The organism is uncultured Pseudacidovorax sp., from assembly GCF_913773995.1.
Lineage (GTDB): Bacteria > Pseudomonadota > Gammaproteobacteria > Burkholderiales > Burkholderiaceae_C > Xenophilus.
The window spans coordinates 121,856-148,691 of sequence record NZ_CAJYES010000113.1; the positions used below are offsets into that span (position 1 = coordinate 121,856).

The window sequence follows — 26,836 nt, forward strand, 5'->3', positions numbered from 1 at the left end:
GCAGAGCTTCGCAAGCTCCTGGGCGTGCAGCCGCTGGAGGCCGCGTAATGAGCGGGCCGGACAAGAAAAAAGCCCCGGCCGCTGGAACGGCAAGGGCTTACAAGAAAGAAACTTCGGACCTCAATCATAGCGCTCCCTTCCTGAGCACAGAAGAGCAACGGGCCAAGATCCTGGGTCTTCTGAGGATGCGGCCCCACACGAGCTATGAGCTACGCCGCGCCGGTTGCTATCAGTGCCCCACGCGCGTTTTCGAGCTTCGCCGGCAAGGCTATGAGATCGAGACGCAGCGGGTGACGGTTGTAGACCAGGACGGTTTTTCGCATCCGTTCGTTGCCCTGTACTCCCTGGCCGATGAGGTGAAAGGGGATGGCCAATGAATTGGGACGAAAAGCTCATTGCCACGCTCAAGGCGCGCTTTGCGCTGCTGGGGCACTCGGTCTACGACCTGGCAGACGGCGGCTACGTAGTCACCCGCTGGGGCCATACGCGCCAATGCCCTGACGTGCACGCACTCGCGGTATTCCTGCGTCAGATTGGAGGCGCCGCATGATCGACTTTGACGATTACGCCATTGGCGATCATCGCGCGGCCTGCCCAGTCTGCAGCAAGACGCCCCGGGACAAGTCGCTAGGCATCACGATCCTGGCCCACGATCACGGCATTGCGCGCTGCTTTCGGTGCGACTTCCTGCAGCTACGACGCGAACAGCGGGAGCTGTCCCCGGCCGAGAAGCTGGCCTATCAAAGGCGAATGGACGCCCTCCGGCGCCAGCACGACGCCGAGCAGCGCCAGCGGCATGCGGAAGTCGCACAGGCGGCCCAAGAACGGTGGAAGGCGGCAACGCCAGCCGACGCGCATCCATACCTTTCCGTCAAAGGCATCCAGGCCCACGGCGCCCGCATCGAGGCGGGGCATACCTTGCTTATCCGCATGAGCGACGTTCACGGGGTCATCCACAACGTCCAGGGCATCGCGCCCGATGGTGCTAAGCGGTTCATGCCTGGGGGCCGCGTAAAGGGCCTCTATTGCCCTATCGGCAGGCCGTCCGGCCGGCTGGTGGTGTGCGAGGGATTTGCGACGGGTGCCACGATTCACGAGGTCACCGGGCATGCGGTCGCTGTGGCCTTCAACGCCGGCAACCTGCTGTCGGTGGCTAAGTCGATGCGCGCGAAGTTCCCGTGCATCACCCTTGTTATCGCCGCAGACGATGACTGGAAGACCGATGGCAACCCGGGCTTGACTGCGGCAACTAAGGCGGCGCGAGCTGTGGGCGGACTGCTGGCGGTTCCCAACTTCGAGGGGCTGCCGAGGGGCGCCAAACACACGGACCATAACGATTTGCACCGGCTCGCCGGAAGCTTGGAGGCTCTGGCATGAGTGCTGTATTTCTTAATCCTGTACGTGATGCTTTCGACGCCGCGCGGGCCCCAGTGCCCCGGGCCTGGCCCGTCCCTTCGCCTATCGTGTCCGAGCTGCCGCCAGCGCCGGCATTCGATGCGGAGGCGCTGCTACCCCAGTCCCTGGCGCATTTCGTTCTGGACGAGGCAGACCGGATGCCATGCGCGCCGGACTACATCGCCGCCGCTCTGCTGGTTTGCCTGGGCTCGGTGATCGGCGCCCGCTGCGGCATCAAGCCGAAGCGGCGGGATGATTGGATCGTGACGCCCAACCTTTACGGGGGAATCGTTGGAGACCCGTCCGTAAAGAAGTCGCCCGCGCTGTCTACCGTTACGCGCTTCCTCGACCGTTTGGAGGCGCAGGAGGTGGAAAAGCTCGATGCCGCTATGAAGGTCTACGAGTCCGAGAAAGCCGCGTTTGAAGCCCATCAGGCGGCAGTCAAAGCCAACATGAAAAAGGCGGCAGCCGGCAAGCCCGACCAAGACAAGATGGCCGCAGCGATGGCCGATCTGCAGACGCTGGAAGAGCCCGAAGAGCCCCACGCGAGGCGCTACAAGTCCAATGATTCGACCGTCGAGAAGCTGGGCGATCTGCTGGCGCACAACCCGCAAGGGATGCTGGTTTTTCGGGATGAGTTGATCGGCCTGCTGTCGTCCTGGGAGAAGGAAGGGCGCGAGGGCGACAAGGCGTTTTACCTTGAGGGCTGGAACGGCACTTCAAGTTTCAGCATTGATCGGATCTCGCGCGGCAGCCTGCACATCAAGAACCTGTGCTTGTCTGTCTTTGGTGGCATCCAGCCAGATCTACTGGAGCGCTACCTCGCGGGCATTTCCTCATCGCTCGACAACGACGGACGCATCCAACGCTTTCAAGTGCTGGTGTACCCGGATCGTGTTGCATGGGAGTGGCGAGACAGGCACCCGGTGAAGGGCGCGCGCGAGGCGGTGCGCGATCTTTTCGACCGCCTGGCGGTGTTCGACCCCGTGCAGGATGGAGCAGCGCCAGCCGATGATTTTGTGAAGCTGCCCCATTTCCACTTCGATGATGAGGCCCAAAGCATCTTCATTGAATGGTGCACCGAGCTACACAGCGCATTGATCCCGCGCGAGCACAACCCGCTGATGCAGCAGCACCTAGGGAAGTTTGAAAAGCTCTTCTGTGCTGTCGCGCTCATCCTCCATGTGGCCGAGGGACAGATAGGCCCTGTGACGGCTGCAACGGCCCTGCGCGCTGCCTCGTGGTGTGAATACCTGGCTGGCCATGCGCGGCGGGTCTATGGGCTGGTGGAGGCAAGCAAGGTCAACACGGCCCGCATGGTGGCCCGTCGCCTCCAACAGGGAAAGCTACTGGACGGGTTCACGGTGCGTGACGTGGTGCGCAAGCAGTGGGCGGGTGTCACAAGCTCAATGCAGGCCGAGGGCGCGCTAGCCACCTTGGAAGAAGGCGGATGGGTCCAGGGGGTCGAAACCGACAACCCGACGGGTCGGCCGACTGTGCGCTACTACATCAACCCCAAGATTGGGGAGGTGTCGGCATGAGCACATGGGCACAGCGGGCGAAGGCCCACCTAGCAGCGCAAGGAAGCGAGACGCCTCCCCCCGCATTTCCGCAAAAGCCCACGGAGGCACCTGCCAGAACTGACGAAACCCCCCTTTTGTCAGTTTTGGCAGCCCCATCCCCTGCCGTTGCGGAAAACTGCCCCCCATTGGCTGAGCTGCTGGCGCATGCCGAGCGTGCATGCATCCAATGGGGTGACGGGCAGGCGGCCAAGGAACAGATGCGGGCCGACTGTCGAGCGGTGCCGGCTGAACAGCGGGCCGGGCTGATTGCTCATTTCGCATCGGCGTACGGCGCCCCTGAGCGACAGGGCCGGAGGGGGGGTGTCCATTGACTGCGACCCATGCCGTAACCCTGTCGCGTGTTGAGGACTGCTATGCCAGGCTCATGACTGAGATCAGGGCGCGGGCCTTTGTCATGTCCGCTGATGGCCGGATCGGGGAACGGGACGCGGCATCCTTGCTTGGCTATAACCAGGGCTGGTTTAGGCAGATGCGAGGCGAGGGCAGCGGCCCTCCCTTCTATCGGCTCGGCGTTGCTGGTGCCAAGGTCAGCTATCGCGTGGATGACCTGGCAATGTGGGTCGAGTCACGAGCGGACAGGCAATCGCTGCAAACCGCAGGAAAACGCAGTTAGCCGCATGGTTGGGTGAGGATGGCACAGAGACGATACCCGTATCGGCTCTAGGCCCCTCCCTCGACTCATGAAGCACTTTCACCGCATCGCTACAGGCGCCAATGTTGGCCCCCTCATGGCGAAGCTTGCCCGCAATCCTCAGTGGTGGCATGAAGACACCTACCTGCGGACGTACCCCCAGGGCCCATTCGGCGAGATCGATTCCATCATCTGTCGCTTCCCTCCGCGATGGGTTGCCGCCTCTGCCGAAGAGCTTGCAGCGCAGATGAAAGAGCCGGGCTACGACCAGCACGAGTGCATCGATCTTCCGGTTTACGACAAGCTGCCCGAGGCGCGCGATCTGGTGATGAACCTGATGGCGCATGTGAGAGGCACGCGCCTGGGCCGGGTCATCATCAACCGCGTGATGCCTGGCGGCCGGATCTTCAAGCACGCCGACACGTTCGCCCACGCCAACTACTGGCACCGGCACCACATTTGCCTGCAGAGCGCGCCGGGTGTTGTGTTCTCCGCTGGGGATGAACAGGTGTGGATGGCGCCTGGTGAAGTCTGGTGGTTCGACAACGGTAAGGGCGACAAGGACGAGGGCCGCCCTGAGCACGAGGTCATCAACAACAGCCCTGTGGAGCGCATCCACATGGTCATTGACATCCGCATCGCATGATCACCTTTGCCGTTGAAGACTGGTTCGCAGTGCGCGATCAGATGTCGCACCTGTGGCCGGCCCACTGGGAAGAGGTCGCAGTGAACCGAGACACGATCCCGCTTGAGCTGGACATGGAATCGTACGACCGCTATGCCATGTGCGGCGCGCTTCACATCGTCGTTGCGCGTGCTGGTGGTGAGGTGGTGGGCTATCACGCCTCCATCGTTCGCCCGCACCTTCACTACCGTTCAAGCCTGAGCGCCTTTACGGACGTGTACTACATCGCCCCCGCACATCGCACGGGCCGCACGCCGCTACGCCTGTTCCAGTTCGTGGAGAAGACCTTGAAGGAGCGGGGAGTCCAACGGATGTTTACGGGCACGAAGAAAAGCCTAGACATTGGCAATCTGTTTGAGCACATGGGCTGGACAGAGTTTGAACGGCACTACGTTAAGACGCTGAGGTAATCATGGGACGCATCAAGGGAATGGGCGCGCTGGCCCGTGATCGAGCGCAAGAGGACCGGCTAGGCAAGAGCTATTGCCACGTCGGTGCGGGCATCGCTGCGGCTGGCGTGGCCGGCTCTCTCATCAGTGCCAACTCTGCGAGCGATGCAGCCGACGCACAAAGCGCCAGCGCATCGCAGGCCAATGCGCTGCAAGCCCAGCAGGCCGCACAGCTACGACAGGACCTGTCCCCGTGGGTAGAGCAAGGGCGCGCATCCAGCGCACTGTTGGGCCGCTACCTTGGGTTGGGACTTGGCCCCTCTGCTGTCACGTCCAGCGGCCTCAAAACCGGCCTAAACCCGGACGAGGTTCGCCAGCAGCTTCTAAGCCGGTTCACGACCACCGTCGCCAACCCGATGAGCCCCACGTCGGATCCGGCCTATGCGGAGGCGATGAAGCAAGACCCGCGGCTAGGGTATGGGACGACCTCTGATTCGCAGCGTAGGGCCATCGGCTACATCCCCGGCAATGGATACGGCATCGATGCCGGCGCAGACACGCCGGTCTATGCGAACGACTCGACGCCCCAATACATCCAGCAGGTCGATGAGAACGCCCTGAACGCTGCGATTCAGCAGTACTACAAGGAACAGGCCGATCTCCAGGCCAAGGCCGAGCAAGACCCGACCTATGGCTCTTTGCTGACCCCGTACCGCAATGGGGAAGAGTTCAGCTTCACGGGCCAGGACCTGCAGAACGAGCCGGGCTATCTATTCGGCCGGCAACAGGGAGAGCAGGGCATCAACCGCGCCCAGGCATCCCGGGGCAACTTCCTGTCCGGCGCGGCAATGAAGCAGCTATCCCGCTACAACGAGGATTACGCAGGGACGAAGTTCAACGATGCCTATAACCGGGCGCTGGGCACCTGGAACACCAACAAGTCGGCCTACGACTCTAACCGGGACCGGATCTACAACTTCCTGTCCGGTCAGTCCACCACGGGCCAGAACTCGGCGGCACAAGTCGGCGCCGGCAATCAGCAGGTTGCCAACAACATGAGCAGCAACCTGTTGGCTTCTGGTGCGGCGCAGTCTGCTGCAGGCATCGCAGCAGGCAACAACCTGCAAAGCGGCATTAACCAGGCTGTGAACGCCTACAACAGCTCCAACAACATCAACACCGCGGCCGGCTGGAACAAGCTCCTCTCCTCTCAGGGTGGCGGGTACAGCGGCTACACGGGCTATGTGGGCGGCAGTGACCCGCTCGGCAACTGGCTGAGCACCAACGGCTATACGGGGTAAGAAATGCCGCTCGATCCTTCCATCATCCTGAACGCCGGCCGGGGCGTTACGCCCTTGAAGTCTGCGGACGAGATCGCCGACGAGCAGGCAAACCGCCAGATGCGGCAAATGCAGCTCATGCAGGCGCAGCGATCCATGGCCGACGACCAGGCCCTACGGGACGCCTACGCCAAGGGCGGCGACGTGGGGGCGAACCTGCAGCAGCGCGGCCTGTTCAAACCCGCCATGGAATATCAGAAGTACCAGCAGGAACAGCAGAAGTTCCAGCTTGAGCGCGGCAAGGCAACGCTAGACGCCCTCAAGCAAGCGGCGGGAGCCATCGCAGCCAATCCCACCGAGCAGAACGCCGCTTCGATCATTGATTCGGTTGGTTCGCTGCGCGGCATCGATTCTTCGATCATCGACAAGGCTAAGGCGGCCCTGTACCCGCTGCGAAACGATCCCGTGAAGATCAAGCAGCTAGCCATGGCCTGGGGCGCCGACATGGACACGGCGCTCGGAAAAATTCAGACCATCAACCTTGGCGGGTCAGAACAGACCCAGCGCGTCAATCCGCTGACGGAAGAGGTAAAGGTCCTGGCCAATCAGCAGAAGACCGTGAGCCCTGATGCCCAGCTGTCTTCCAGCACATCGATTGCCAACAATCAACGCAGTAACGCGGTGGCCATGCGCGGGCAGGACATGACGGACGCCCGCGCTCGTGAGTTCAATCAGCTTAAGCGCGAAGGGCAGACGGGAACCACGTCCACCACGCTTCGCAAAGAGTTCGAGGGCCTGCCCGAGGTCAAGAACTACAAACAGGCCCTGCCGTCGTACAACGTGATCCAAGAGGCGTCGAAGCGCAACACGCCGCAGTCGGACATCAACATTGTGTATGCGGTGGCGAAGCTGTACGACCCGGAAAGCGTCGTGCGGGAAGGGGAGTACGCGACGATTGCCAATAGCCAGTCCATCCCCGAGCGTGTGAAGAGCGCCGCGCAGATGCTCCAGGGACAGGGGCGCCTGACGCCTGAGACAAAGGCCCAGCTCATCCAGGAGGCCAACACCCGCATGGGCTTCTACGAGCAATCGCTGATGAACGCTCGCAGCCAGTATGAAGACGTTGCCCGTCGCTCGGGCGGCGACCCCACGTTGGTGGTTCCCAACAACTTTAAGCCGGCCGTGTCCGCCCAGTCTCCCGCGCCTGCGAAGGGGAGCTTTGAAGAGGGCAAGGCCAAGGACGCCGCAGCGATGCGCGCCGAACTCATCCGCCGAGGGTTGATTAAGCCATGAGCGATTTTTCCAAGGTAAGCGATGCGGACCTGTTGCGGATGTACCAGCAGGCGAACACGCCGCCCGCGCCCCTGGCCTCGGCATTCGCCAATCTGTCAGACGCTGAACTACTGCGCCAGTACCAGGCGGCTACAGGCGACGGCTACAAGCCCCCATTTGGGATGCAGACGATGGGGAATGCTGGCGCTGGCTTGATCCGTGGCGCTGGCTCGGTTGCCTCCACGCTGATCGATGCCGGCAAGGCCGCTGCCGGCGTGGTCCGCGGTGAAGGCTGGAACTTCCAAGAGGACGCGGGCCGCCGCAAGGCGATGGATGATGCTTTCGCATCGCTTGGCGTCGATCCAGACTCCGCGGCTTACAAGGTCGGCAAGGTGGGCGGGGAAGTCGCTGCGACCTGGCCTGTTGGCGGGATCTTCGGCAAGGCTGCAACGATGGCGGGTGCGCCAGCTCTTGGCAATGCCCTTGCGACTGGCGGCATGAGGGCTGCTGATGCCGTGGGGCCCGGAGTGGCACAAGGCGCAAGGAACCTGCTTTTACGCGGCCTCGGCGGGGCGGTGACAGGTGGCGCATCGGCCGGCCTAGTGAGTCCGCAGGATGCAGGAACTGGGGCAGCCATCGGGGCCGCACTGCCCGTGGTCGGCAAGGTGGCTGGCGCTGGGGCTGAGACTGCTAGCGCTCTTCTGCGCCCCTTCACGGCAAAGGGACAGGATCGAATCACGAGCAACGTCCTGCGCGAGTTCGCAACGGACCCGGAAGCCGCCCGCGCTGCGCTCCAGGCTTCGCGCGAGCTTGTCCCGGGTTCAGCCCCTACCTCGGCCATGGCTGCTGGCGACGCTGGCTTGGCAGCCCTTAGCCGCGCCATGCAGAACGCGAACCCGGAATATGCGTCGAGCCTAGCGGCTCGCACCACGGCGCAGAACCAGGCCCGGACAGCAGCAATCGAAGAGATCGCCGGCAACACGGGCAAGATTGATCTAGCCAAGGCTGCCCGCGATGAGCTGACGGCCCCCATGCGCGAGGCTGCGCTGTCTGCTGCAGGCCAAGTGCCGGCCAATGGCATCCTGTCGAGCATCGACCGGCTACTTGCCGACCCCAACAACGCCGGCAAGCTGTCGCAGCAGGCCCTGAACGAGTTCAGGAACCGCATCGCACAGTTCAGCAAGGACGGTGCGATTGATGCCCGCGCGCTGTACGCCATCCGCAAGGACATTAACGATGTTCTAGGCGGCCGCCTCCAGGGTGAGGCCGGCAATCTGCGCTATGCAGCCGGCCAGCTTACCGGGGTCAAGGGGATCATTGATGACGCCATTGACCAGGCCAGCCGGCGCGTTCCTGCGTCCACCTCACGCGAGCTTGCCACGGCTGCAGCCCCGAACCAGGTTGGGCCGTACACGGCCGGCATTACGGCAGAGTCTGCGACACCTACCTGGCGTGGATATCTGGAGACCTACGCCAAGGAAAGCATCCCCATTAACCAGATGAAGAAGCTGGACGAGATCCTTAAGCAGGTTCAAACCGGCTCGGTGGACTCGCAAGGCGGATTGGTGCTGTCTGCGGCGAAGCTCAACAACCTGCTCAAGAACAAGGGCGCCGAACTTGGCAAGGAACTGAGCGCCGAGCAAATGGACGTGCTGCGCCGCATCCAGGCCGATCTAAACGCCGGCCAGCTCGTGAACAACACGGGTCGGGCGGTGGGATCCAACACGCTGCAGAACATGGCGCAGAACCAGATTCTGGAAAGCGCTCTGGGCAAGACGCTGGGCGGCAGCGTGCCCATGCAAACGACTGTGGGACGCTTGATGCAACTGCCCTACGGCGCGGCGAACAAGCAACTGCAGGAGAAGCTATCGGCGGCAATGCTGGACCCTGAGACGGCCGCCAAGCTGCTGACGCAGCCCCAGGCATTCAGCGGCCCGAAGAATGCGCTTCTGCGCGGTGTCGCTGCTGGCGCCTACAGGTTCCCGCCTCTGCTGGCCGCCCAGGATTGAGCATGGCGGCGAAGCGGAAGAGCAGCCCGGCCGGCAAAGGAGCGGGCAAGGACAACCCTTTGCCTGTGGACATGTACGCCGGGGAGTCTGAGGCGGTTTCGCGCGGCCGGGCGGTGGTCAATGCCTCGGTTAGCTCGGTGTTGGTCATGGAGGCATTCAATGCCAACCTACTAGGGCCCGATGCCAGCCTAGGGGAAATGTCCGCGAGCCTGCGAAAGCTCATGGACGAATGCAAGGCCGGGAAGCTGGACGGGATCGAAGAAATGCTGATCGGCCAGGCGGTAGCGCTTCAAACGGTGTTCACAAGCCTTGCCCGTCGAGCCTCCCGCCAAGAGTACCAACGGAACTACGAGGCGTTTCTAAGCCTGTCGTTGAAGGCCCAGGCGCAGAGCCGCGCCACGATACAGGCGCTAGTCGAATTGAAGTTCCCGCGCACGACAGTGATTGCCAAGCAGGCGAACGTGGCCAACGGGCCCCAGCAGGTCAACAACGGGGCCGCAGTGCCTGCGCCTGGCGCAGTGGTCGGTGAGGCCGCGCGCGTGGACGGGGGGAAAGCGCCGACTGAACTTTTAGAGGACCAAAGCCATGGCGGCACGTACATGGACACCCGAGCAGCGACAGCGCCAGCGGGAAGCCATCCAGCAATGGCAACCCTGGCGGCAATCAACCGGGCCGCGAAGCATTGAGGGAAAGGCCGTGGCGCGCATGAATCGCTGGCAAGGTGGGACGCGTCCCTGTCTGCGGGAATTGGCACGAACACTGCGCGAGCAGCGCGGATTTTTGGGGAGCGTGGTCGCCGATGCCTGATAGTCGATTTCGCCCATCGCCTCCGAGAGAGGCAGCGCGCCCTATGGATGGCGAAGGCATCGCGCCGGCCTACGCCGAGGGCGCGCGGATTACACGCGTGGTTGATTTTCGGCTTCCTCTTCCATGGTTGCTTGTGGTCGCCTTCGCCATCGTTAGCGGCGGCTTCGGCATGTACTACAAGCTTGATCGGCTGATGGAGGATGTTGGGGATCTAAAAATCTCGATGAAGGCCGGCAACAGCAGCACGGCAATGATTCAAGGCGAGCTATCCATTCTCAAGTTTCGGATCGAGAACTTGGAGGCTGAGAGGCGAGCCGCTGAGCGCAAGTGATGCCCCGCGCAACCGCAGGAATCAGCAGGTTTGAAGCTGGAGCCCGGGTCGCAGCACGAGCACCATCGGCCCATGGAACTCGATGATCAAGCCGAAGCGCCAGCGCGCATCTACTACCCTCTTGAGCTGAACCGCGTCTATGAAAGCCCGGAAGAGATGGCGCGGGCTGAAGGGTTCGACCTCGACGCCATCAACAGAGAGTTAGCCTATGCCGTGACCAACAAGCTCGAGCGCGTCATCCTCATCACGGGCAAGTCGGAGGGTGGAGACGAGGCGCTGGAGGGCGCCTTTGTGGGGCTGGAGCTGCAGTGGCTTGATGACGGGCGCTGTGTGCTGTGGAATGGCCTGTATTTCGCTGCCAGCAGCGATGCGCGGGAAGTTCGGGACTTCATCGCCAGGATCTCAGGCGGCACAACACAAGCAATGAAGGTCGCTGGGTTTACTTCCCCGGCTGGCGTGCGACATTAGCCGCCTAAGGCTATGTGGCTGCCCATGCTGTCAATTGGCGGTGGCAGTCGCCAACGACCTGGAGTGTGAGACATGAAGCGGTTGCTCTGGTGCTTCCTCATTGCAAGCTCCCCCGTGTGGGCGCAACCAGCGGCGCAGGAAGATGCGTTAAGCGCTCTGGTTGGCACCGTCTACACGGTGGCGCATCGGGAGACTTCTGAGGGACTGCTTGAAGCGTGCGGGCTGGAGTTCAACGTCATCGGCCGCGATCACGCCACGCGGGGCGGAGCAGCCGTGCAGGGCATTGGCTCTTACTATCTGCGCCGTTCAGGCAACGCTGTCATGTATGCCTTGAAGCTAGGGGTAAGAGACACGCTTGGCTCAGAGGGTCGTGCGGTTTCGCCCTACTACGCATTTGCTCGACCGGTGAGGGGTAGCGGCCCCCGAGAGCGGGCCTTAAGAGCTGAGTCCGAAACTCCCGGCTATGCACTGTTCGTCGGCGCAGTCGATGATGAAGCAATCGCAGTGTTGAAGGCGATTTTGGAACAGCGGAGGATCGTTGTCGGCTTCAACCGCAAGGCCGGGCAGCAGGACGTGAGCCTTGAGATCGACTTGGCTGTCAAAGCTGCCCGATTAGAGGGGGACCGACTCATTCGCGACCGCTCATCGGCGATGGTGGATGACTTCGGCGCGTGCATCAACGATCTGGCGAAATAGCCCGCCAACGCGCAGCCCCAGCGCTGTCTATTTGTCCAGTGAAGTTGGAGTCAGCCCCGTCTTCCTCACTTGCCTGAGCGGCGCCATGCGTGGTCAGCCGACGGCCCCCGAGACAGAGCGCGGGTCATACGTTCCACCGCGCTGAGCGGCTTGGCATCTGCTATGTCCGAGTCTTCGGCAGGCCGGCGCCGGGTCGGCTGAGTTCCGCTGCGCTCTGATGTCTGGCTTTCGATGAAAGGCACCTCCAGCGAACCGCGCATGACGGCGGCCAACTGCACCTCGATGCGCATGGTGTCGATGATGCGATCAGCGACCAAACACCGCGCCCGGACGTGCTCAAGGTTCACAGCGCCTGGGTTGTTGCTCAGCGCTTCGAGGTCGGCGAACAGCATCGCCCGAAGATCTTCGACGTTCCTCATCGGCGAGTGCCTTCCTTAGTTTTTGGCTCAAGCGTCTCAGTTCTTGCAGCTCTGGAACGAACTGAACGAAACGCTTGAGCCCGCTATCAAAATAATACTGGGCAGACTTACTCAAGCCTGTTGCGGCGGCATGAGCAGTAACCGCGCGAGTCGTTCGGCCGGGCAGGAGCGCTGCTAGTGCTCTATTCGGCATGTGTGGATAGTGTTGGTGGAGGACTGCGTCCTCGTGTTCCGTCCATTTGGGGCGAACTGCCATAGGCGTCGGTGCGTCGATCGTTCTCATTCTTGATTCGACGGCATGAAGCGAACGGCCCAGCAAGGCCCCCAACTGCCTGTAGTTCATTAGGGGACAAAGCTCACGAAGTAGCGTGTCCTCGCATTCAGTCCACCGCACTGTGAGCTTGGTGGGCGATGACAGGCAGGGGCGCCTTACGCGCACTGCGTCGCTCGAGCGATCAAGAAGCGCGCCTACGTCTTCGCATGTCAGACCTGCGGCAGTCATTTCAAGAAGAAGTTGGTCCTCCTCCGCTGACCAGGCCCGGCAGCTACGTTTGCGCGGCAGGTCGTTCATGACGGTGCCCGCTCATGGAAATGCGCCAGCGACACAGGCCCGTTACTGCGGCCCACGGCACCAACGCCACGAGTGCTTGAACGGCCAGCGTCGAGAGATTGCCGTCTAAGGCATTGGTCATCGCTTCTGGGATGAGTGTGGCCGTCCACACGAACAGAGCCAGGAACGCTGCACCGTAGAGCCTGCCCTCGACCTTACCCACCGCGCCTCTCTGGAATCGCTCCCCAAGCAAGCCAACGACGCCCGCGGCGGCCAGCGCCATCGCCACCGATGCCAAGACGCCGCCGAACCCAACGTCGTTCAGTGGCGCGAGCACATGCCAAACGCCCCACCCAAAGCCAACTGCCGCAATGACGGTCACTAGCGCGGCGACTGCCAGAGCTGAGAGCACCACGAGGGCGCCAAGGTGGACCAAGAGAAACCAAGCGACAAGGATGGTGAGCGCAAGCTCAATCATGGCGACCCCCCGCGGTGAGATGGTTGGCTGATCATCCCACGAGCGTCGGGGTTTCGTCAGTTTTGTCGGTGCCACTGTGGGCTGCCGTAGAAAAAATGGGATTGACGGCCTGACCTCGCGCGGGCCCGGCCGGCCACCTAGGGTCAACCATCATGAAAAGGTTTCCCTTTTCTTCTTGATTAGGAATACCATTCCCCCATGACAGCAGCGAAGAAGCAATGGGGCGGATCCAGATCCGGCAGCGGCAAGAAGCCGACCGTGGCCGGCGCCCCGGCAACAGCGCCGGTGACAGTCAAGCTGACTGACGAGCAGAAGGCGAAGCTCCAGCGGCTCGGTGGTGCTAACTGGGTGCGGCAGAAGATCGACGCCGAACCTGATCCGGAGGCCACCGACAAGGAATGACCGCCGCGCCTCATGGCGGAATCTGAGGCAAACAAGCGAACGGCCGCAGGGGGTAGGAGCCCTGCAGCCGTTCTAACCACAACGCACCACCAGTGAAAGGACGTGCGCCATGGCTACAGCCATTGTCCCCCATCAAGGGGGCGAACCCGTGACAGCGCCACCAGGCGCAGACATGCGCATCCTGAGCGCGCATAACGCCCTCGTGCAGGCGACCCTGTACCTTGAGCGCGGAGACGTTCAATCGGCCCAGCGCAAGACCGACCAGGCGCTGGCTTCCCTTGTCTACCTGACGGGGGTTCGCCATGCATGAGCAAACAGCGGCGAATCCCGCCCAGGCGTTGGGCGATCTGTTCATTGTTCTCGACAGTGCCGAGTCCCGCTACTACGGGACACGCGAGCAACTGACCGCCGAAGGGCTCGTGCCGGACGGCATCGACTGGCCAAGCATGGGGTTCTCGTGGCGTTGCTGGCGCGCGCATGGGATGGTGTTCAAGCTGCTGCGCACCCGACCGCCGCAAGTGGAGCGGGGCGAGGGGCGCAACTCATACGCGAGCGCCGACTACTGGCGCTTGGAGTTCTACCCCGAAGAAGTCCCCGCCCACGTCCGCTACGACCAGCACAAAGCAGCGCACGAGCGAATGATGAAGGCCAGGGCGATGGCGATGGCGCTTAACGACGCCAAACCTTGGAAAGATCATCCTTGGCATCTGGCCCGCACCGACGAGCGCTTTCAAGCCCTCATGCGGCCCATGCTTCCGCAAAGGGGGTGGCGCTGATGAACGACATGGCAGACCCCGGCCGCTTGGCTGTCATCGCTGCTGCGACGGGCCAGAACGAGGCGTTGCTTTCGTACCTGTTGCGCGCTGCCCGGACAAGCGATCCCTTGCTTGAGGCGCTTGTGGAGGGGCTCGTGCCCCGGCTGCTGGACCTGAACAGCGTAATTCTGTCCGCCTCCACCGATGAGCGGGAGGCAATCGATTCGCTTACGGCCAGGCTCGGCGGCAACTGGCTGTCCGATCCTCAATCTTGAATCTGACGCATGGCCCCTCGGCTGGGCCTGCGCTCGACTCATAAGGAATGAATCATGAGAAACACCCCCACGGCCGTAGAACGTCAAACGGCTCCAGCCTCTGCGGACCTTTCCGCCGCTGACATGCGCAGGGCACTGGAGATCCTTGCAAGCCAGCTCGCGGTTTTGGATGGCCTGCTGAGCGTGGCACTGCACAACAACGACGAAACCGCCAATCGGGCCATAGAAGCCGCTGCCCAACTCTGCGGATACATGGCGGGGCTCGCAGACGCAACGACAGGGGGCCAAATCCGGGGCCACGTCGAACACTGGGTATACGGGACGGACTACCCAGCACTTGGGCTGGTATACCCCGCGCTGAGCGCAGAGGGGCGCGCGTGAGTAGGGCATGCAGCACCCGCGCTGTCCATAACAGACCGAGTTAGAGCCGCGATCAACCGTCCGCAAGGTGATCCTTCGCGCATGTCAGTCAGTACGCCCGCAAGGACGCTCGTTCCGCTGTAGGCGTACTTCTGCTTGCTCCACCCAGCGCTGGTCAAATTCAAAACACGGAAGGGGCCGCTGGCTCAAGGGAGCACATGAGAACGGCCGCGATGCGAATCGCGCGCAAGACTACTTACGTGCTCGCTGCAATCGGGATAACGGGGTATCTAGATCTGGCTCCGCGCTACTGCTGTAGGAGGAAAATCGCCCGAGATAACTCCCCCGCCCGCCTAGATGCGTCAGACGACTGCAAAAGAAGTTCAGAGTTGGCTCTTAAGCCTCGACCAGCTCCAGCAAACGAAGGAGTGCCAAGCGCCGGAGTTTTTCCGGCCTTTCCATTTTGTGACGCTTGCGCTGGTTCTTAAGGCGCATCGCGCGGTTCGGATCGAACTGGCGCCCGCCATTAAGAGTTACGCGACCCGGATGGGGCTTTGGGAGGCTGTCGGCCTTGCCCCGCCAGCGCGTGTGCGTGAGGGGGATTCTGTTGGGCGCTTCGTCCCCATTGAGACCTTGCGCACGCGCGACCAGACGCACGACTGCGCGAAGCGAGTTGCCGAGATAACGAAACGCACGAACCTAAGCGATCCCGCCCGCGAGAGCCTGAATGTTGCTCTCGCCGAGCTCATGGATAACTGTTTCGCTCATGCTCAAGTTAAAGATGATCTGCATGGCCTAGCGTGTGCGCAGTACTGGCCGCGGGGCAACCTTCTTCAGGTAGCCATCGCTGATATGGGCATAGGTATCAGGGAATCCTTCAGAACGGCCGATTCTGAAGAAATGCGTGACCGCTCCGTAGCCGAGAACTGTTGTACGCTGGCAACGGAGCTTCACGCGAGCAGCAAGATCCATCACGGACACGCTGGGTATGGACTAGCTCTTGCCCGACAGCTAGTGGAGCGAAACGGAGGCGCGATTGGTGTGTACTCCGGGAGAGAGTGGCACCACTTTGCAAATAGTCTTGGAGAGGCTGGCGTGCAGGATGTAGCATGGAATGGCACCCTAGTGCTAGCCGAGTTCGACACGACCAAGGCGATCAGCACTCAAGATGTCTACCGCACGTGGCCACCAGTAAGGGGATATGAAGATGAAGACTTCGACTTTTGAGTTTGATCTCGTCAGCCTTGGCACGAAGATGGCGACTCGGCCCAATGGGCAAGCATTCCTTGATGACGTTATGAGCGCGCTGTCGGCATACGAGACCGTAGTTATCGACTTCCGCGGCCAAGCGCCTACGCCGTCATTTGCCGACCAATGCATTGGAGGGCTTGCTGCTCTGCTCGGCTTGGAACCGTTCAAGCAGCGAGTGAAGCTCAAGAACGTTGCCGAGTCTGCCAGACCTCTGATCCGGCATGTGATCCTGTCTCGTGCCGCTCGGGGGGAGACTGCGGCGGCGTAGCAACGAGTCTCCACGGCACAAAAGGCCCGCTCTCGCGGGCTTTTTTGTGTCCAAGTCAATCGTCCCCCCCGCGGGATGTCACAGCCTGAAGCCCGTAACTCGTTGCACCACTGGCTACACGGTGGCTACACCGATCTCCAGGAGCAAAGAAAAAGGGGCTACGCTTGCACGTAACCCCTTGATTTTATTGGTGGCGCTTCACGGACTCGAACCGCGGACCTGTGGATTATGATTCCATCGCTCTAACCGACTGAGCTAAAGCGCCGAAGCCCGCGATTATAGGGGGCGAAGATCGGCAGGCGCAAGCCCCTTTGCCGTCACTGGTTCTTGAACTCGGCCTTGCGCTTGTTCAGGAAGGCATCCATGCCTTCCTTCTGGTCGGCCGTGGCGAAGAGGGCGTGGAACAGCCGGCGCTCGAACATCACGCCGTCCGACAGCGAGCCTTCGAAGGCGCGGTTCACCGATTCCTTGGCGGCCATCACGGCGATCTGCGAGAAGTCGGCAATGGTCAGCGCGGCGCCCAGGGCCTCGTCCATCAGCTTGTCGTAGGGCACCACGCGACTGACCAGGCCGGCGCGCTCTGCTTCGGCGGCGTCCATCATGCGGCCGGTCAGCGCCATGTCCATGGCCTTGGCCTTGCCCACGGCGCGCGGCAGGCGCTGGGTGCCGCCGGCACCGGGAATCACGCCCAGCTTGATCTCGGGCTGGCCGAACCGGGCGTTGTCGGCCGCGATGATGAAGTCGCACATCATGGCCAGTTCGCAGCCGCCGCCCAGGGCGAAGCCGCTGACGGCGGCGATCACCGGCTTGCGGATGGAGCGCACCGACTCCCAGTTGCGCGTGATGTAGTCGCCCTTGTAGGTGTCGACGAAGGTGTACTTGGCCATCAGCGCGATGTCGGCGCCCGCCGCGAAGGCGCGCTCGCTGCCGGTGATGATCATGCAGCCGATGGCCTCGTCGGCATCGAAGGCCTTGAGCGCGGCGCCCAGCTCGTCCATGAGCGCATCGTTGAGCGCGTTGAGGGCCTTGGGACGGTTGAGCGTGACGATGCCGACCTTGCCGGCTTCGACGCGCACTTCGATGTTCTCGTAGCTCACGGGGGTCTCCTGGAATGAACGGACAGGGCGGGCCGGCGAGGCCCTCGCGCACTATACCGACGGCTACCCGGGCAGCGTGGCGGGCGGCTGTCCAGCCGGAGACGCCGATGCCGTCAGGCCGACCGCCCGGCGATCAGCCCTGAAGCCAGCGCTTGAGCAGGTCGGCGTCGCTGCCCGCCAGGCGCCAGGTGCGCGCGTCGCCCGACGGCCAGGCCAGCGGCACGCGCATCAGACGGCGGTCGCGGGCCACCAGGGCCAAGCATTTCCTGGCGGCGCCGAGGTACAGCGCAATGTCGTCGAGCTTGCCGATGCGCCAGCCTTCCGCAGCCTTCGCGCTGTGGGTGGCCGCTTCGACGGCCAACCATTCGTCGCCGGCAGCGAAGCCGGCTTTCTCGGCCGCGCCGCCGCGCAGCACCATCTTGACCTTGACGGTGCCGCCGCTCTCGTCGACCCGCAGCCCCAGGGCCTGCGCCAGCTGCGCCGGGTCGTCGTGGATGGCCACGCCGTGTGCGGCGAGCAGGTCGCGCAGCGGCAGTTCAGCCGTGCCATTCGCCCAGCGCGACAGCTCGTTCGTATAGGCCCGGCCGCCGACATGGGCCAGGGCCGCGCCAATGGCGGCCTCGTCGATGGGGCCGCCTTCGCTCGCGCGCCAGAGCTCGCGCATCACCGCATCCAGCGAGCCCTGGCCCTCCCGCCGCAGCGTGAGGTCCAGGCACAGCGCCACCAGCGCGCCCTTGGTGTAGTAGCTCACCGTGGTGTTGGGTGTCTGCTCGTCGGGGCGGTAGTAGCGGATCCAGGCGTCGAAGCTGGCGTCGGCCACCGACTGCACGGCGGCGCCGGGCGTCTGCTGCACCTGGTTGATGGTCTTGTTCAGCAGCTTCAGGTACGTCGCATCGTCGATGCAGCCGGCGCGGCGCAGCAGCAGGTCGTCGTAGTAGCTGGTGAAACCCTCGAAGAACCACAGCAGCCGCGTGTAGTTCTCGCGCGTGTAGTCGTAGCGGGCGAACTCCGCCGGCCGCAGGCGCTTGACGTTCCAGGTGTGGAAGTACTCGTGGCTGATCAGGCCCAGCAGCGTGGTGTAGCCCTCGGGCTGCTTGGCGACGCCGCGGCGCGGCAGGTCGCGGCGGGTGCAGATCAGCGCGGTGCTGTGCCGGTGCTCCAGGCCGCCGTAGCCGTCGTCGGTGGCGTTGAGCATGAAGACGTAGCGGTCATGGGGGGCCGGGTGCTTGGCAGACGCACGGGCGCGGGCTTTGGTGGAGCGTTGTGCTTTTGCGGTCGCCGTCGGCCCCTCACCCTGCCTTTCCACAGGGGGGAGAGGAGGAAGACCGGGGTCGTCCTGATGCCAGAAGCGCATCTGCGTCTCGCAGATGGCGCGGGTGTCGGCAATGAGCTTGTCGCCGTCGAAGGAGGGTGGGGCGCCGGCCACCACGAAGCGGTGCGGCACGCCCAGCACGTCGAACTCGGCACTCCAGAAGGCGCCCATCTCGACCGGGCTGTCGGCCACCTCGTCGTAGTTGGCGGCCTGGTAGGTGCCGAAGCCGCGGCGGTCGGTCTTGACGGGGCGCAGCGCGGTGGCCAGCTGCCAGGGCGCGTCGCCCTCGGGCAGCGTGGGCGGCACGATCTCGATGTGGCAGGGCAACTCGTCCTGGCCCTCCACGCGCAGGCACAGACTGGTGCCGTTGAAGAAGCCGCGAAAGCGGTCCAGCCAGGCGGTGCGCACCGAGTTGTCGAAGGCGCAGACCAGGTAGCGCACGGTGAGTGGCTGGCCGGCCTTGGCGGCGATGCGCCAGCTGGCCTTGTCCAGCTGCGTCACCGCCACGCCGCGGCGGCCCTGGGTGGCCTTGGGCGCACCCTGCAGGTTGCGGGCGAATTCACGCACCAGATAACTGCCCGGGATCCACACCGGCAGCGACACCTGTTGGTCGGCGGCGGGCCGATCGATGGTGAGCGTGACTTCGTAGAGGTGGGCGTTCAGGTCCGCCACCGCGATGCGGTAGCGCAGGGCGGGCGCGGCGGCCGGCATCAGTTGCCGGCGGCCGAGAGTTGCTGCTCCACCTGCGCCGCTGGCACGGCGCCCGGCGTGCGCGAGCCATTCGCAAACAGCAGGGTCGGCGTGCCGGTGATGTTGTACTTGCGTCCGAACTCCACGTTGCGCTTGAGCGCCTGGGTGTCGCATTCGCCGGTGGTGGGCTTCACGCCTTCCATCATCCAGTCGCTCCAGACCTTGGCCTTGTCCTTCGAGCACCAGATGTCACGCGACTTCACGGCCGAGTCCGGACCCAGCACCGGGTACAGGAAGAGGTGGATCGTCACGTTGTCCACCTTGCGCAGCTCGCGCTCGAACTGCTTGCAGTAGCCGCAGTTCGGGTCTTCGAAGATGGCCAGCTTGCGCTTGCCGTTGCCGCGCACGATCTTGATGGCGTCCTGCACGGGCAGTTTGTCGAAGTCGACGGCGGTAAGCTTGTCCACGCGCTCCTCGGTGAGGTTGCGGCGGTTCTTCACGTCGATCAGGTTGCCCTGGATGAGGAAGTTGCCTTGCTCGTCGGTGTAGTACAGGTCGAAGCCCTGGCGCACTTCCCAAAGCCCAGGCATGGCGGCCTTGCGCACTTCGTCGATCTGCGCGAGCTGCGGAAAGCTGCCGCCGAGGTTCTTGCGGATCTCGGCTTCGCCGGCATGGGCGGTGGCCAGCGTGGCGGCCAGGAGGAGGGGGAGGATGTACTTCATGGTGCGAGGAGTTGCTCCTCTCCCCCCTGGGGAGAGGTGGGGTGAGGGGCCTGCGCCTGGATCAGGGCAGGAACGATGGGGCGGCCCGAGGCCCTCACCCCAACCCTCTCCCAGAGGGAGAGGGAGAAGAAACACCAGAGGCAAGGCCCATTGCGTGGCGGGCCACCCAGCCCTTGAGCAAGTGGCTGCGGTCGAAGCCGAGCATGCCCCAGTTGCGCAGCCGTGCGAGCGGCTCGACGCCCGGCGCAAATAGCTGCTGCAGGCCGTCGGTGGCCAGGCCCATCGCCAGCACGTCGGCGCGGCGGGCGCGTTCGTAGCGGCGCAGCAGACGGGCATCGCCCACGCTGCGCCAGTAGTCGCGTTCGCGGATCACGCGGGCCAGTTCGGCCGCATCGGCCAGACCGAGGTTGAGGCCCTGGCCCGCCAGCGGATGCACGGTGTGTGCGGCATCGCCGGCCAGCACCCAGGCGCCGCCCTCGTCGAAGCGGCCCGACCAGCGGTCGGCCGTGGCGCGCTGCAGCGGCCAGGCGGCCCGCTCGCTCGCCAGCGTGAAGCCGCCCAGCATCTCGTGGCTGGTTTCGCGCAGGCGGGCGCAGAAGGCGTCGGCATCGAGTTCCAGCAATTCGGGCGCGCGCAACTGGCCCACGGACCACACCAGGGCCACCTGCCGGCCCTCGGCGCCACCCATGGGCAGCAGGGCCAGCACGTCACCCTGCGCGTTGAACCACTGCCGGGCCACGCCGCCGTGCGGGCGTTCGGCCTCCAGCCGGGCGGCGATGGCGAGTTGGGGATAGCGGGTCACGTCGTACTGCACGCCCAGCGTCTCGCGCGTGAGGCTGGCCTTGCCTTCGCACACCACCGTGAGTGCCGCCTTGACCGGGGCGGTCACGACCTCGACCTGCGGCGAGAAGCGGACCGCCGCCGCCAGCTGTTCCTCGAGGGCCGGCACGTCCACGATCCAGGCCAGGGCGTCGACCTTCTGCTCGGCAGCGTCGAAGCGCACCCGGCCGTCCTCGTCGCCGAAAACCTGCATCTCGCGCACCGGCGTGGCCTGCGCCGCGTCGGGCCAGGCCCGCAGCGATTCGAGCAGGGCGCGCGAGGCCGCGTTTAGCGCATAGGCGCGCACGTCCGCGCGATCGGGTGAGGGGTTGGAGGGGGCTTCGGCCACCAGGGCGACGCGCACCCGTTCTCGGGCCAGGAGCAACGCCAGCGTGCGGCCGACGATGCCGGCGCCGCGAATGCAAACCTCGGGGGGAAGAGCCATCGAAACATTGTAGGGAGCGCCCCTGCGCCCCCGGAGATGGCTCGACAATGCGGCGCGCTGCCGTGGGCGGCCCGCTTCGTGCTCCTCAAACGCGAGGCGTGGCGCGACCTGCCACGCCTTTCCTGTCCGACCGTCCAGGCCTCATCGCCCTCTCTTGCCGTGACCGCTGCCGCCATCCCCGACCTCTCGCGCTTCGACCTCCAGGCCCGCATCGCGCGGCTGATCGTCTATCCCGTCAAGTCCTGCGCCGGCGTGGAGGTCAAGGAGGCCCTGCTCACCGAGACCGGCCTGGAGTTCGACCGCGCCTGGATGCTGGTGGACGAGGCCGGCCGTTTCGTCAGCCAGCGCGAGCTGCCGCGCATGGCACTGATCCGGCCGCAGATGAAGCACTACGAGATGATCCTGCGCGCCCCCGGCATGCTGGCGCTGCACATCGCCTACGACCGCGTGGAGGAACCGGTGCGCGCCACCATCTGGAAGGACGAAGTGGCGGCCTACGACATGGGTGACGTGGCGGCCCAGTGGTTCAGCGACTTTCTTTCCGAGCCCGGCCAGCCGCAGCGGCTGCGCATGGTGCGCTTCGATCCGGAGCACAAGCGCCTTTCCAGCCTCAAGTGGACCGGTGGCGTGGAGGCGCAGACACAGTTCTCCGACGGCTATGCGCTGCTGGTGGTGAGCCAGGCGGCGGTGGATGAGTTCAACGAGCGGCTCGCAGCCAATGGTGGTCCGAGCATCGACGCGATCCGCTTGCGCCCCAACCTCGTGCTGGACCGCATGGAAGCGCACGACGAGGACCGTGTGGCGATGCTGCACATTCCCACCGAGCAGGGCGAGGTGCAACTGCAGCCCGTCAAGCCCTGCGTGCGCTGCAGCATTCCCGATGTGGACCCAGCGACGGCGCAGTCGCAGACCGTGGTGGGCGAGACGCTGCGCAGCTATCGCGCCGATCCGCGCATGGACGGCGCCACCACCTTCGGCATGAACCTGATCGTGCGCCAGGGCATCGACCACCTGCTCAAGGTCGGGCAGCCGGTGGGCGCCGACTTGCGCTTCGACTGAAGCAGCGCCGCGTCGATCGGCGCGTCTTCAGATCTAGAAGCTGACGCCCGCAATCAACAGGATGTTGGCGTAGGGCGTGCACTCGCCCGTGCGCACGATGGCGCGGGCCTTGGCGCTGCGCTGCTTGAATTCCTCGTGCGAGACGGCCATCGGCGCCATCGGCAGCGCCGGGGGGTACCAGGCCGGCCGGTCCTGGTCCGCCGGCAGGGCCTCGCAGGCGACCACGGCGCTTTCCACCGTCAGTTCGCTCAACACTGCGGCAAGCACGTCATCCAGCCGCGGCACGCCGCGCGCCACCGAAAGGTCAATGCGGCGCGGACCGTCGGGAATGGGCAGGCCGGCATCGCCGATGACCAGCATGTCGCCATGGCCCATGGCGGCGATGACCTGGGAGAGTTCGGCGTGAAGAAGGTGGGTGCGTTTCATGGCAGTGTGACCGGTGCGGGCGGGACGGGGCTGGCGAGCACCTCGTTGCGCGAAGGAATCGAAGGCTGGGCGCCGGGCCGGCCGATGCACAGGGCTGCGGCGCGGATGCCCAACTGGACGGCGGCGTCGAAGGTCTCGCCGCGCGCGAGCGACACGGCCAGGGCTCCCAGGAAGGTGTCGCCCGCGGCGGTGGTGTCCACCGCCTTCACGCGCAGCGCGGGGTAATGGCGGCAGCCGTCGGCATCGGCGGCCACCGCGCCTTCGCTGCCCAGCGTGACGACGACGCGCACGGGGCCGCGGGACAGCAGGGTGCGTGCGGCCCCGGCCGCCTCGGCGACGCCCGTCACGGGCAGGCCGGACAGCATCTGCGCCTCCAGCTCGTTGACCACCAGCGTGTCGATGCGCGGCCAGAAGGCCTCGGGCAGCGCCTGCATCGGCGAGGGATTCAGCAGCACCTTGCAGCCGGCCTGTGCCGCGACCTCCATCGCCAGGCCGACCTGGTCCAGCGGCGTCTCGAACTGCAGGATCAGGAAGGCCGCGCCGGCAAGCTGCGTGCGCAGCACAGCCGGCTCCACCTGCACGGTTGCGTTGGCGCCGGGGATCACGACGATGCGGTTCTGGCCGCTGTCTTCCACCATCACCAGCGCGACGCCGGTGGGCGTGGCGGGCTCGACGCGCACGCCATCGGTGTCGATGCCGTCGCGGGCCAGCGCATCGCGCAGCGCGGTGCCGTGCGCATCGGCGCCCACGCAGCCCAGCATGCGCACCGCGCCGCCCTGGCGGGCGCAGCCCACGGCCTGGTTGCCGCCCTTGCCGCCGGGCAGGTGGTCGATGGAGCGGCCATGTAGCGTCTCGCCGGCGGTGGGCGCCTGCGGCACGCGCACCACCACGTCCATGTTGAGGCTGCCGAGCACGACCAGCAGCGGGGCGTCGGCGGGGGCGGAGGAGCGGTTCACGGCGTCGGACTCGGGCAAGGGGAAAGAGAGAGCAATGTTGGGCGAAGACGCGGGCAAGGCGATGGGAGGGCGAAGCGGTGGAGCGTGATGACGGGCCGCGGTGCAGGCTTCACGCCGGCCCGAAGCGCGCGGTCGAGTCGCGCACCCGCAGCTCCGGCTGCAGCAGCACCTTGCGGCCGATCTGGCGCCGGCCGTCGATGCGCTCCAGCAGCATGTCCACCGCCAGCGCGCCGATGCGGGCCTTGGGCTGCGCCACGGTGGTCAGCGGCGGGCTGGCATAGGCGCTCAGCTCGATGTCGTCAAAGCCGACCATCGACATGTCGTCGGGCACGCGCAGCCCGCATTCGTGCGCGGCGCGCAGCGCGCCCATGGCCATCAGGTCGTTGCCCACGAACACGGCCGAGGGCCGCTCCGCCGTGCGCAGGATGGCGTGCATGGCCTCGTAGCCACCCTGCGGCGTGAAGCCGCCGTGCCACAGCAGCGCCGCGCTGGTCGCGGAATGGCCGGCCTCGGCCAGCGCCATGCGCCAGCCGTCGATGCGCTGCTCGCTGGGTGCGAGGCCCGCCGGTCCGCCGATGCAGGCGATGCGCCGGTGGCCCAGCGACAGCAGGTGCCGCGTGGCCAGCAGGCCGCCCTGCATGTGGGCGGTTTCGACCAGGTCGCAGGCCGGGTCTTCCACCTCGCGGTCCACCAGCACGGTGGGCATGCGCAGGCCGGCCAGCAGGGTGGGCAGCGAGGCGTCGCCACCGCTGGAGACCACGATCAGCCCGTCGATGCGCCGCTGCGCCAGCACCTGCAGGTACACGCCCTGGCGCTGCGCTTCGTCGTCGGTGTTGCAGAGCACCAGCGCATAACCGGCGCCGAAGCAGCGGTCTTCCACCACCCGCACGATCTCGGCGAAGTAGGGGTTGGAGCTGTTGGGAATCAGCATGCCCACGGTGCGCGTGCTGTTGCTCTTGAGGCTGCGCGCGACTGCGCTGGGCACGTAGCCCAGGGCGCGGATGGCGTCTTCCACGCGCGCGCGGCCCTCGGGGCTGACCGTACGGGTGCCGTTGACCACGTGCGACACGGTGGTCACCGACACACCGGCACGCAGGGCGACGTCCTTGATGGTGGCCATGGCGGCAGTGCGAAGGCGACGGTCAGGCCGCGCCGGCGCGCCGCTGGCGTACGGTGTCGATGATCACGGCGGCCACGATCACGGCGCCGGTGATGATGCGCTTGGCCGGCTCGCTGGCGCCCACCTGGGCCAGTCCGGCTTCGAGCACCGCGATGATCAGCACGCCGAAGAAGGTGTTGACGACCGAGCCGCGTCCGCCCATCAGGCTGGTACCGCCGATGACCACCGCGGCGATCACCTGCAGCTCGATGCCGGCGCCGGCATTGGGGTCCGCGGCCTCCAGCCGGGCCGACTGCATCAGCCCGCCCAGGCCGGCCAGCAGGCCGGTGACGGCGAACACGGCGATGCGGATCGGCCGCGGGTCGATGCCTGCCAGGCGCATGGCTTCCTCGTTGGTGCCGATGCCCACCACATGGCGGCCGAACACGGTGCGCGTGAGCACCAGGTGGCCCACGATCACGATGACCACCGCCAGCACGAAGGCCGAGGACACGCCGCCGATCCACGGCGCCGCCAGGCCGGCGATGGCGTCGCCCACATACTGCGTGCGTGAATCCGTCACCAGGTAGGCGCCGCCGCGCACGGCTTCCAGCATGCCCAGCGAGACGATGAAGCTGGGCAGCCGCCAGGCCACCGACACCGCGCCGGTGATGGCACCACACACGAGGCCCGTGGCCAGGCCCAGCGCCGCGGCGGCGGGCACGGCCAGCTTCCACTGCAGGATGGCGGCGGCCGTGACGGCCGCGCTCAGCGCCAGCACCGAGCCGACCGACAGGTCGATGCCCGCGATGATCAGCACGAAGGTCATGCCCACGGCCATCACCGTCAGCGCCGGCACCTCGTTGGCGATGGTGATGAAGGTCTCGGCCGTGAAGAAGTATTCGGACAGGCTGCTGAACAGCACGACCATGCCGATCAGCACCGCGGCCAGGCCAAGGTAGGTGCCGAGCTGGCCGCGCAGCGGCCGGGTGGTGGGCGCCGGCGCGGCGGCGGCAGGGGATTGGGCGGGCGGGTTCATGCGGGAATCAGGGAAGAGGTGGGGGCAGCGGCGGCCTCGCCGGCAGGCGCATTGCCGAAGGCGGCGGCCAGCAGCGACTGCTCGCTCCAGGCGCCGCGCTCGAAGACGGCGACCAGTCGACCGGCATGCATCACGCCGATGCGGTCGCACATGGCCATCAGCTCGCGCAGGTCGCTGGAGACCATCAGCATGGCGTGGCCGGCGGCGGCCATGCGGTCGAGTTCGGCATACAGGTCGGCGCGGGCGCCGACGTCCACGCCACGCGTGGGCTCGTCCAGCAGCAGCACCTTGCATTCGCGGTGCAGCCAGCGGGCGAACACCACCTTCTGCTGGTTGCCGCCGCTCAGGGTCGAGACGGCCTGCTCCTCGCTGCGCGAGCGGATGCGCAGGGTCTGCACCAGCCGGCGGGCGATGCCGCGCTCGTGCGCGAAGCGCAGCCAGCCGCCGCGCGAGACGGCGCCCAGGTCGCTCAGCGTGGCATTGACGCGGATCGACTGCGGCATCAGCAGGCCTTGCGACTTGCGGTCTTCGGTCACCAGGCCGATGCCGGCGCGGATGGCCTGCATGGGTGAGCGCCAGCGTCCGCCGGGCGGCGAGGCGGCACCGGGCCAGTGCAGGTCGATGCGCCCTCGGTCGGCACGATCGGCGCCGAAGAGCAGGCGGATGAGTTCGGTGCGGCCCGCGCCCACCAAGCCGGCGATGCCCAAGACCTCGCCGGCATGCAGGTCCAGGTCCACGTCCTGCACCACCTGGCCGCGGCCCAGGCCGCGGGCGCTCAGCAGGCGCGCGCCGGCGGTGCGGCGCGGGCGGCCTTCGTGCTCGTGCACCGCGCGGCCGACCATGCGCTCGACCAGCTCGGACTCGCGCA

Annotated in this window: 33 protein-coding genes and 1 tRNA gene; 21 read left to right on the forward strand and 13 right to left on the reverse strand. The window is 65.4% G+C overall.

Annotated elements, in window-relative coordinates:
- Positions 1-47 precede the first annotated feature (47 nt).
- From QZ772_RS10500 to QZ772_RS10515, 4 genes are all read left to right on the forward strand, one after another.
- A complete protein-coding gene (locus tag QZ772_RS10500; RefSeq protein ID WP_295525616.1) occupies positions 48-377 on the forward strand; it encodes a helix-turn-helix domain-containing protein in 330 nt (109 codons plus the stop codon).
- A complete protein-coding gene (locus tag QZ772_RS10505) occupies positions 374-550 on the forward strand; it encodes a hypothetical protein (protein ID WP_295525619.1) in 177 nt (58 codons plus the stop codon). The genes QZ772_RS10500 and QZ772_RS10505 overlap by 4 nt, the downstream gene beginning before the upstream one ends.
- A complete protein-coding gene (locus QZ772_RS10510; protein WP_295525622.1) occupies positions 547-1,377 on the forward strand; it encodes a toprim domain-containing protein in 831 nt (276 codons plus the stop codon). Before QZ772_RS10505 ends, QZ772_RS10510 begins: the two co-directional genes overlap by 4 nt.
- An 86-nt stretch (positions 1,378-1,463) precedes the next feature.
- Positions 1,464-2,936: a YfjI family protein gene (locus tag QZ772_RS10515; RefSeq protein WP_295525625.1), complete on the forward strand. Its 1,473-nt coding sequence runs from the start codon at positions 1,464-1,466 to the stop codon at positions 2,934-2,936.
- A gap of 119 nt (positions 2,937-3,055) precedes the next feature.
- Here QZ772_RS10515 and QZ772_RS10520 read toward each other — a convergent pair whose 3' ends face one another.
- Positions 3,056-3,232 (reverse strand): hypothetical protein, encoded by a 177-nt coding sequence (locus tag QZ772_RS10520; protein WP_295525628.1) that lies wholly within the window; start codon positions 3,230-3,232, stop codon positions 3,056-3,058.
- 474 nt (positions 3,233-3,706) lie between these two features.
- On the opposite strand from QZ772_RS10520, the gene QZ772_RS10525 reads away from it, so the two are divergent.
- The 9 genes from QZ772_RS10525 to QZ772_RS10565 all read left to right on the forward strand — a co-directional run bounded on the left by QZ772_RS10525 (position 3,707) and on the right by QZ772_RS10565 (position 11,546).
- Positions 3,707-4,255: an aspartyl/asparaginyl beta-hydroxylase domain-containing protein gene (locus tag QZ772_RS10525; RefSeq protein WP_295525630.1), complete on the forward strand. Its 549-nt coding sequence runs from the start codon at positions 3,707-3,709 to the stop codon at positions 4,253-4,255.
- Positions 4,252-4,704, forward strand: coding sequence for a GNAT family N-acetyltransferase (locus QZ772_RS10530; protein ID WP_295525633.1), 453 nt, complete (start codon positions 4,252-4,254; stop codon positions 4,702-4,704). The genes QZ772_RS10525 and QZ772_RS10530 overlap by 4 nt, the downstream gene beginning before the upstream one ends.
- A 2-nt stretch (positions 4,705-4,706) precedes the next feature.
- Complete coding sequence (locus QZ772_RS10535) at positions 4,707-5,984, forward strand: hypothetical protein (RefSeq protein WP_295525635.1); 1,278 nt, start codon at positions 4,707-4,709, stop codon at positions 5,982-5,984.
- A gap of 3 nt (positions 5,985-5,987) precedes the next feature.
- Entirely contained in the window at positions 5,988-7,256 is a 1,269-nt protein-coding gene (locus tag QZ772_RS10540) for a hypothetical protein (protein WP_295525637.1), read from the forward strand.
- A complete protein-coding gene (locus QZ772_RS10545; RefSeq protein WP_295525639.1) occupies positions 7,253-9,244 on the forward strand; it encodes a hypothetical protein in 1,992 nt (663 codons plus the stop codon). The genes QZ772_RS10540 and QZ772_RS10545 overlap by 4 nt, the downstream gene beginning before the upstream one ends.
- Before the next feature lie 2 nt (positions 9,245-9,246).
- Positions 9,247-9,930, forward strand: a complete 684-nt coding sequence (locus QZ772_RS10550) for a hypothetical protein (RefSeq protein ID WP_295525642.1) — start codon at positions 9,247-9,249, stop codon at positions 9,928-9,930.
- A gap of 164 nt (positions 9,931-10,094) precedes the next feature.
- Positions 10,095-10,382 (forward strand): hypothetical protein, encoded by a 288-nt coding sequence (locus tag QZ772_RS10555; RefSeq protein WP_295525644.1) that lies wholly within the window; start codon positions 10,095-10,097, stop codon positions 10,380-10,382.
- A 72-nt stretch (positions 10,383-10,454) separates the two neighbouring features.
- A complete protein-coding gene (locus QZ772_RS10560; RefSeq protein WP_295525647.1) occupies positions 10,455-10,850 on the forward strand; it encodes a hypothetical protein in 396 nt (131 codons plus the stop codon).
- A 72-nt stretch (positions 10,851-10,922) separates the two neighbouring features.
- Complete coding sequence (locus QZ772_RS10565) at positions 10,923-11,546, forward strand: hypothetical protein (RefSeq protein ID WP_295525650.1); 624 nt, start codon at positions 10,923-10,925, stop codon at positions 11,544-11,546.
- 65 nt (positions 11,547-11,611) lie between these two features.
- Here the strand turns inward: QZ772_RS10565 and QZ772_RS10570 are convergent, their stop codons facing one another.
- The gene (locus tag QZ772_RS10570; RefSeq protein ID WP_295525653.1) at positions 11,612-11,965 is read right to left on the reverse strand and encodes a hypothetical protein; all 354 of its coding nucleotides are present in this window, start codon (positions 11,963-11,965) and stop codon (positions 11,612-11,614) included.
- Positions 11,966-12,419: 454 nt separating this feature from the next.
- Between QZ772_RS10570 and QZ772_RS25500 the strand changes: the two genes are divergently transcribed.
- On the forward strand, positions 12,420-12,497 hold the full coding sequence (locus QZ772_RS25500) for a TRASH domain-containing protein (protein WP_366510576.1): 78 nt from the start codon (positions 12,420-12,422) through the stop codon (positions 12,495-12,497).
- Positions 12,498-12,510: 13 nt separating this feature from the next.
- Here QZ772_RS25500 and QZ772_RS10575 read toward each other — a convergent pair whose 3' ends face one another.
- Positions 12,511-12,993 carry a hypothetical protein gene (locus QZ772_RS10575; protein WP_295525656.1) on the reverse strand — a complete coding sequence of 161 codons (483 nt, stop codon included), beginning with the start codon at positions 12,991-12,993 and terminating at the stop codon, positions 12,511-12,513.
- A gap of 198 nt (positions 12,994-13,191) precedes the next feature.
- On the opposite strand from QZ772_RS10575, the gene QZ772_RS10580 reads away from it, so the two are divergent.
- The 6 genes from QZ772_RS10580 to QZ772_RS10605 all read left to right on the forward strand — a co-directional run bounded on the left by QZ772_RS10580 (position 13,192) and on the right by QZ772_RS10605 (position 16,304).
- Complete coding sequence (locus tag QZ772_RS10580; RefSeq protein ID WP_295525659.1) at positions 13,192-13,395, forward strand: hypothetical protein; 204 nt, start codon at positions 13,192-13,194, stop codon at positions 13,393-13,395.
- A gap of 172 nt (positions 13,396-13,567) precedes the next feature.
- Positions 13,568-13,705, forward strand: a complete 138-nt coding sequence (locus tag QZ772_RS10585) for a hypothetical protein (protein ID WP_295525662.1) — start codon at positions 13,568-13,570, stop codon at positions 13,703-13,705.
- Positions 13,698-14,171: a hypothetical protein gene (locus QZ772_RS10590; RefSeq protein WP_295525665.1), complete on the forward strand. Its 474-nt coding sequence runs from the start codon at positions 13,698-13,700 to the stop codon at positions 14,169-14,171. The genes QZ772_RS10585 and QZ772_RS10590 overlap by 8 nt, the downstream gene beginning before the upstream one ends.
- Positions 14,171-14,425 carry a hypothetical protein gene (locus QZ772_RS10595; RefSeq protein WP_295525667.1) on the forward strand — a complete coding sequence of 85 codons (255 nt, stop codon included), beginning with the start codon at positions 14,171-14,173 and terminating at the stop codon, positions 14,423-14,425. Before QZ772_RS10590 ends, QZ772_RS10595 begins: the two co-directional genes overlap by 1 nt.
- A gap of 717 nt (positions 14,426-15,142) precedes the next feature.
- Positions 15,143-16,012, forward strand: coding sequence for an ATP-binding protein (locus tag QZ772_RS10600; RefSeq protein ID WP_295525668.1), 870 nt, complete (start codon positions 15,143-15,145; stop codon positions 16,010-16,012).
- Positions 15,987-16,304 carry an STAS-like domain-containing protein gene (locus QZ772_RS10605; RefSeq protein ID WP_295525670.1) on the forward strand — a complete coding sequence of 106 codons (318 nt, stop codon included), beginning with the start codon at positions 15,987-15,989 and terminating at the stop codon, positions 16,302-16,304. The genes QZ772_RS10600 and QZ772_RS10605 overlap by 26 nt, the downstream gene beginning before the upstream one ends.
- 188 nt (positions 16,305-16,492) lie before the next feature.
- Here the strand turns inward: QZ772_RS10605 and QZ772_RS10610 are convergent.
- The 5 genes from QZ772_RS10610 to QZ772_RS10630 all read right to left on the reverse strand — a co-directional run bounded on the left by QZ772_RS10610 (position 16,493) and on the right by QZ772_RS10630 (position 21,389).
- Positions 16,493-16,569: transfer RNA gene (locus tag QZ772_RS10610), tRNA-Met, on the reverse strand.
- 52 nt (positions 16,570-16,621) lie between these two features.
- Positions 16,622-17,401, reverse strand: a complete 780-nt coding sequence (locus tag QZ772_RS10615) for an enoyl-CoA hydratase (protein ID WP_017761397.1) — start codon at positions 17,399-17,401, stop codon at positions 16,622-16,624.
- Positions 17,402-17,534: 133 nt separating this feature from the next.
- On the reverse strand, positions 17,535-19,424 hold the full coding sequence (locus tag QZ772_RS10620) for a peptidase M61 (RefSeq protein ID WP_295525673.1): 1,890 nt from the start codon (positions 19,422-19,424) through the stop codon (positions 17,535-17,537).
- Positions 19,424-20,125 (reverse strand): DsbC family protein, encoded by a 702-nt coding sequence (locus QZ772_RS10625; RefSeq protein WP_295525675.1) that lies wholly within the window; start codon positions 20,123-20,125, stop codon positions 19,424-19,426. The genes QZ772_RS10620 and QZ772_RS10625 overlap by 1 nt, the downstream gene beginning before the upstream one ends.
- Before the next feature lie 94 nt (positions 20,126-20,219).
- Positions 20,220-21,389: an FAD-dependent monooxygenase gene (locus QZ772_RS10630; protein ID WP_295525677.1), complete on the reverse strand. Its 1,170-nt coding sequence runs from the start codon at positions 21,387-21,389 to the stop codon at positions 20,220-20,222.
- Between the two features lie 159 nt (positions 21,390-21,548).
- On the opposite strand from QZ772_RS10630, the gene QZ772_RS10635 reads away from it, so the two are divergent.
- Positions 21,549-22,448 (forward strand): MOSC N-terminal beta barrel domain-containing protein, encoded by a 900-nt coding sequence (locus QZ772_RS10635; protein WP_295525681.1) that lies wholly within the window; start codon positions 21,549-21,551, stop codon positions 22,446-22,448.
- Positions 22,449-22,481: 33 nt separating this feature from the next.
- On the opposite strand, the gene rbsD is transcribed toward QZ772_RS10635, so the two are convergent.
- The 5 genes from rbsD to QZ772_RS10660 form a co-directional block, all read right to left on the reverse strand.
- Positions 22,482-22,874, reverse strand: a complete 393-nt coding sequence (gene rbsD / locus QZ772_RS10640; protein WP_295525685.1) for a D-ribose pyranase — start codon at positions 22,872-22,874, stop codon at positions 22,482-22,484.
- Entirely contained in the window at positions 22,871-23,830 is a 960-nt protein-coding gene (gene rbsK / locus QZ772_RS10645; protein ID WP_295525688.1) for a ribokinase, read from the reverse strand. The genes rbsD and rbsK overlap by 4 nt, the downstream gene beginning before the upstream one ends.
- Positions 23,831-23,939: 109 nt before the next feature.
- Positions 23,940-24,950 (reverse strand): LacI family DNA-binding transcriptional regulator, encoded by a 1,011-nt coding sequence (locus tag QZ772_RS10650; protein ID WP_295525690.1) that lies wholly within the window; start codon positions 24,948-24,950, stop codon positions 23,940-23,942.
- A 22-nt stretch (positions 24,951-24,972) separates the two neighbouring features.
- Positions 24,973-25,968 (reverse strand): ABC transporter permease, encoded by a 996-nt coding sequence (locus QZ772_RS10655; protein WP_295525693.1) that lies wholly within the window; start codon positions 25,966-25,968, stop codon positions 24,973-24,975.
- On the reverse strand, positions 25,965-26,836 hold an 872-nt coding region (locus QZ772_RS10660), incomplete at its 5' end, for an ATP-binding cassette domain-containing protein (protein ID WP_295525696.1). The genes QZ772_RS10655 and QZ772_RS10660, both read right to left, overlap by 4 nt.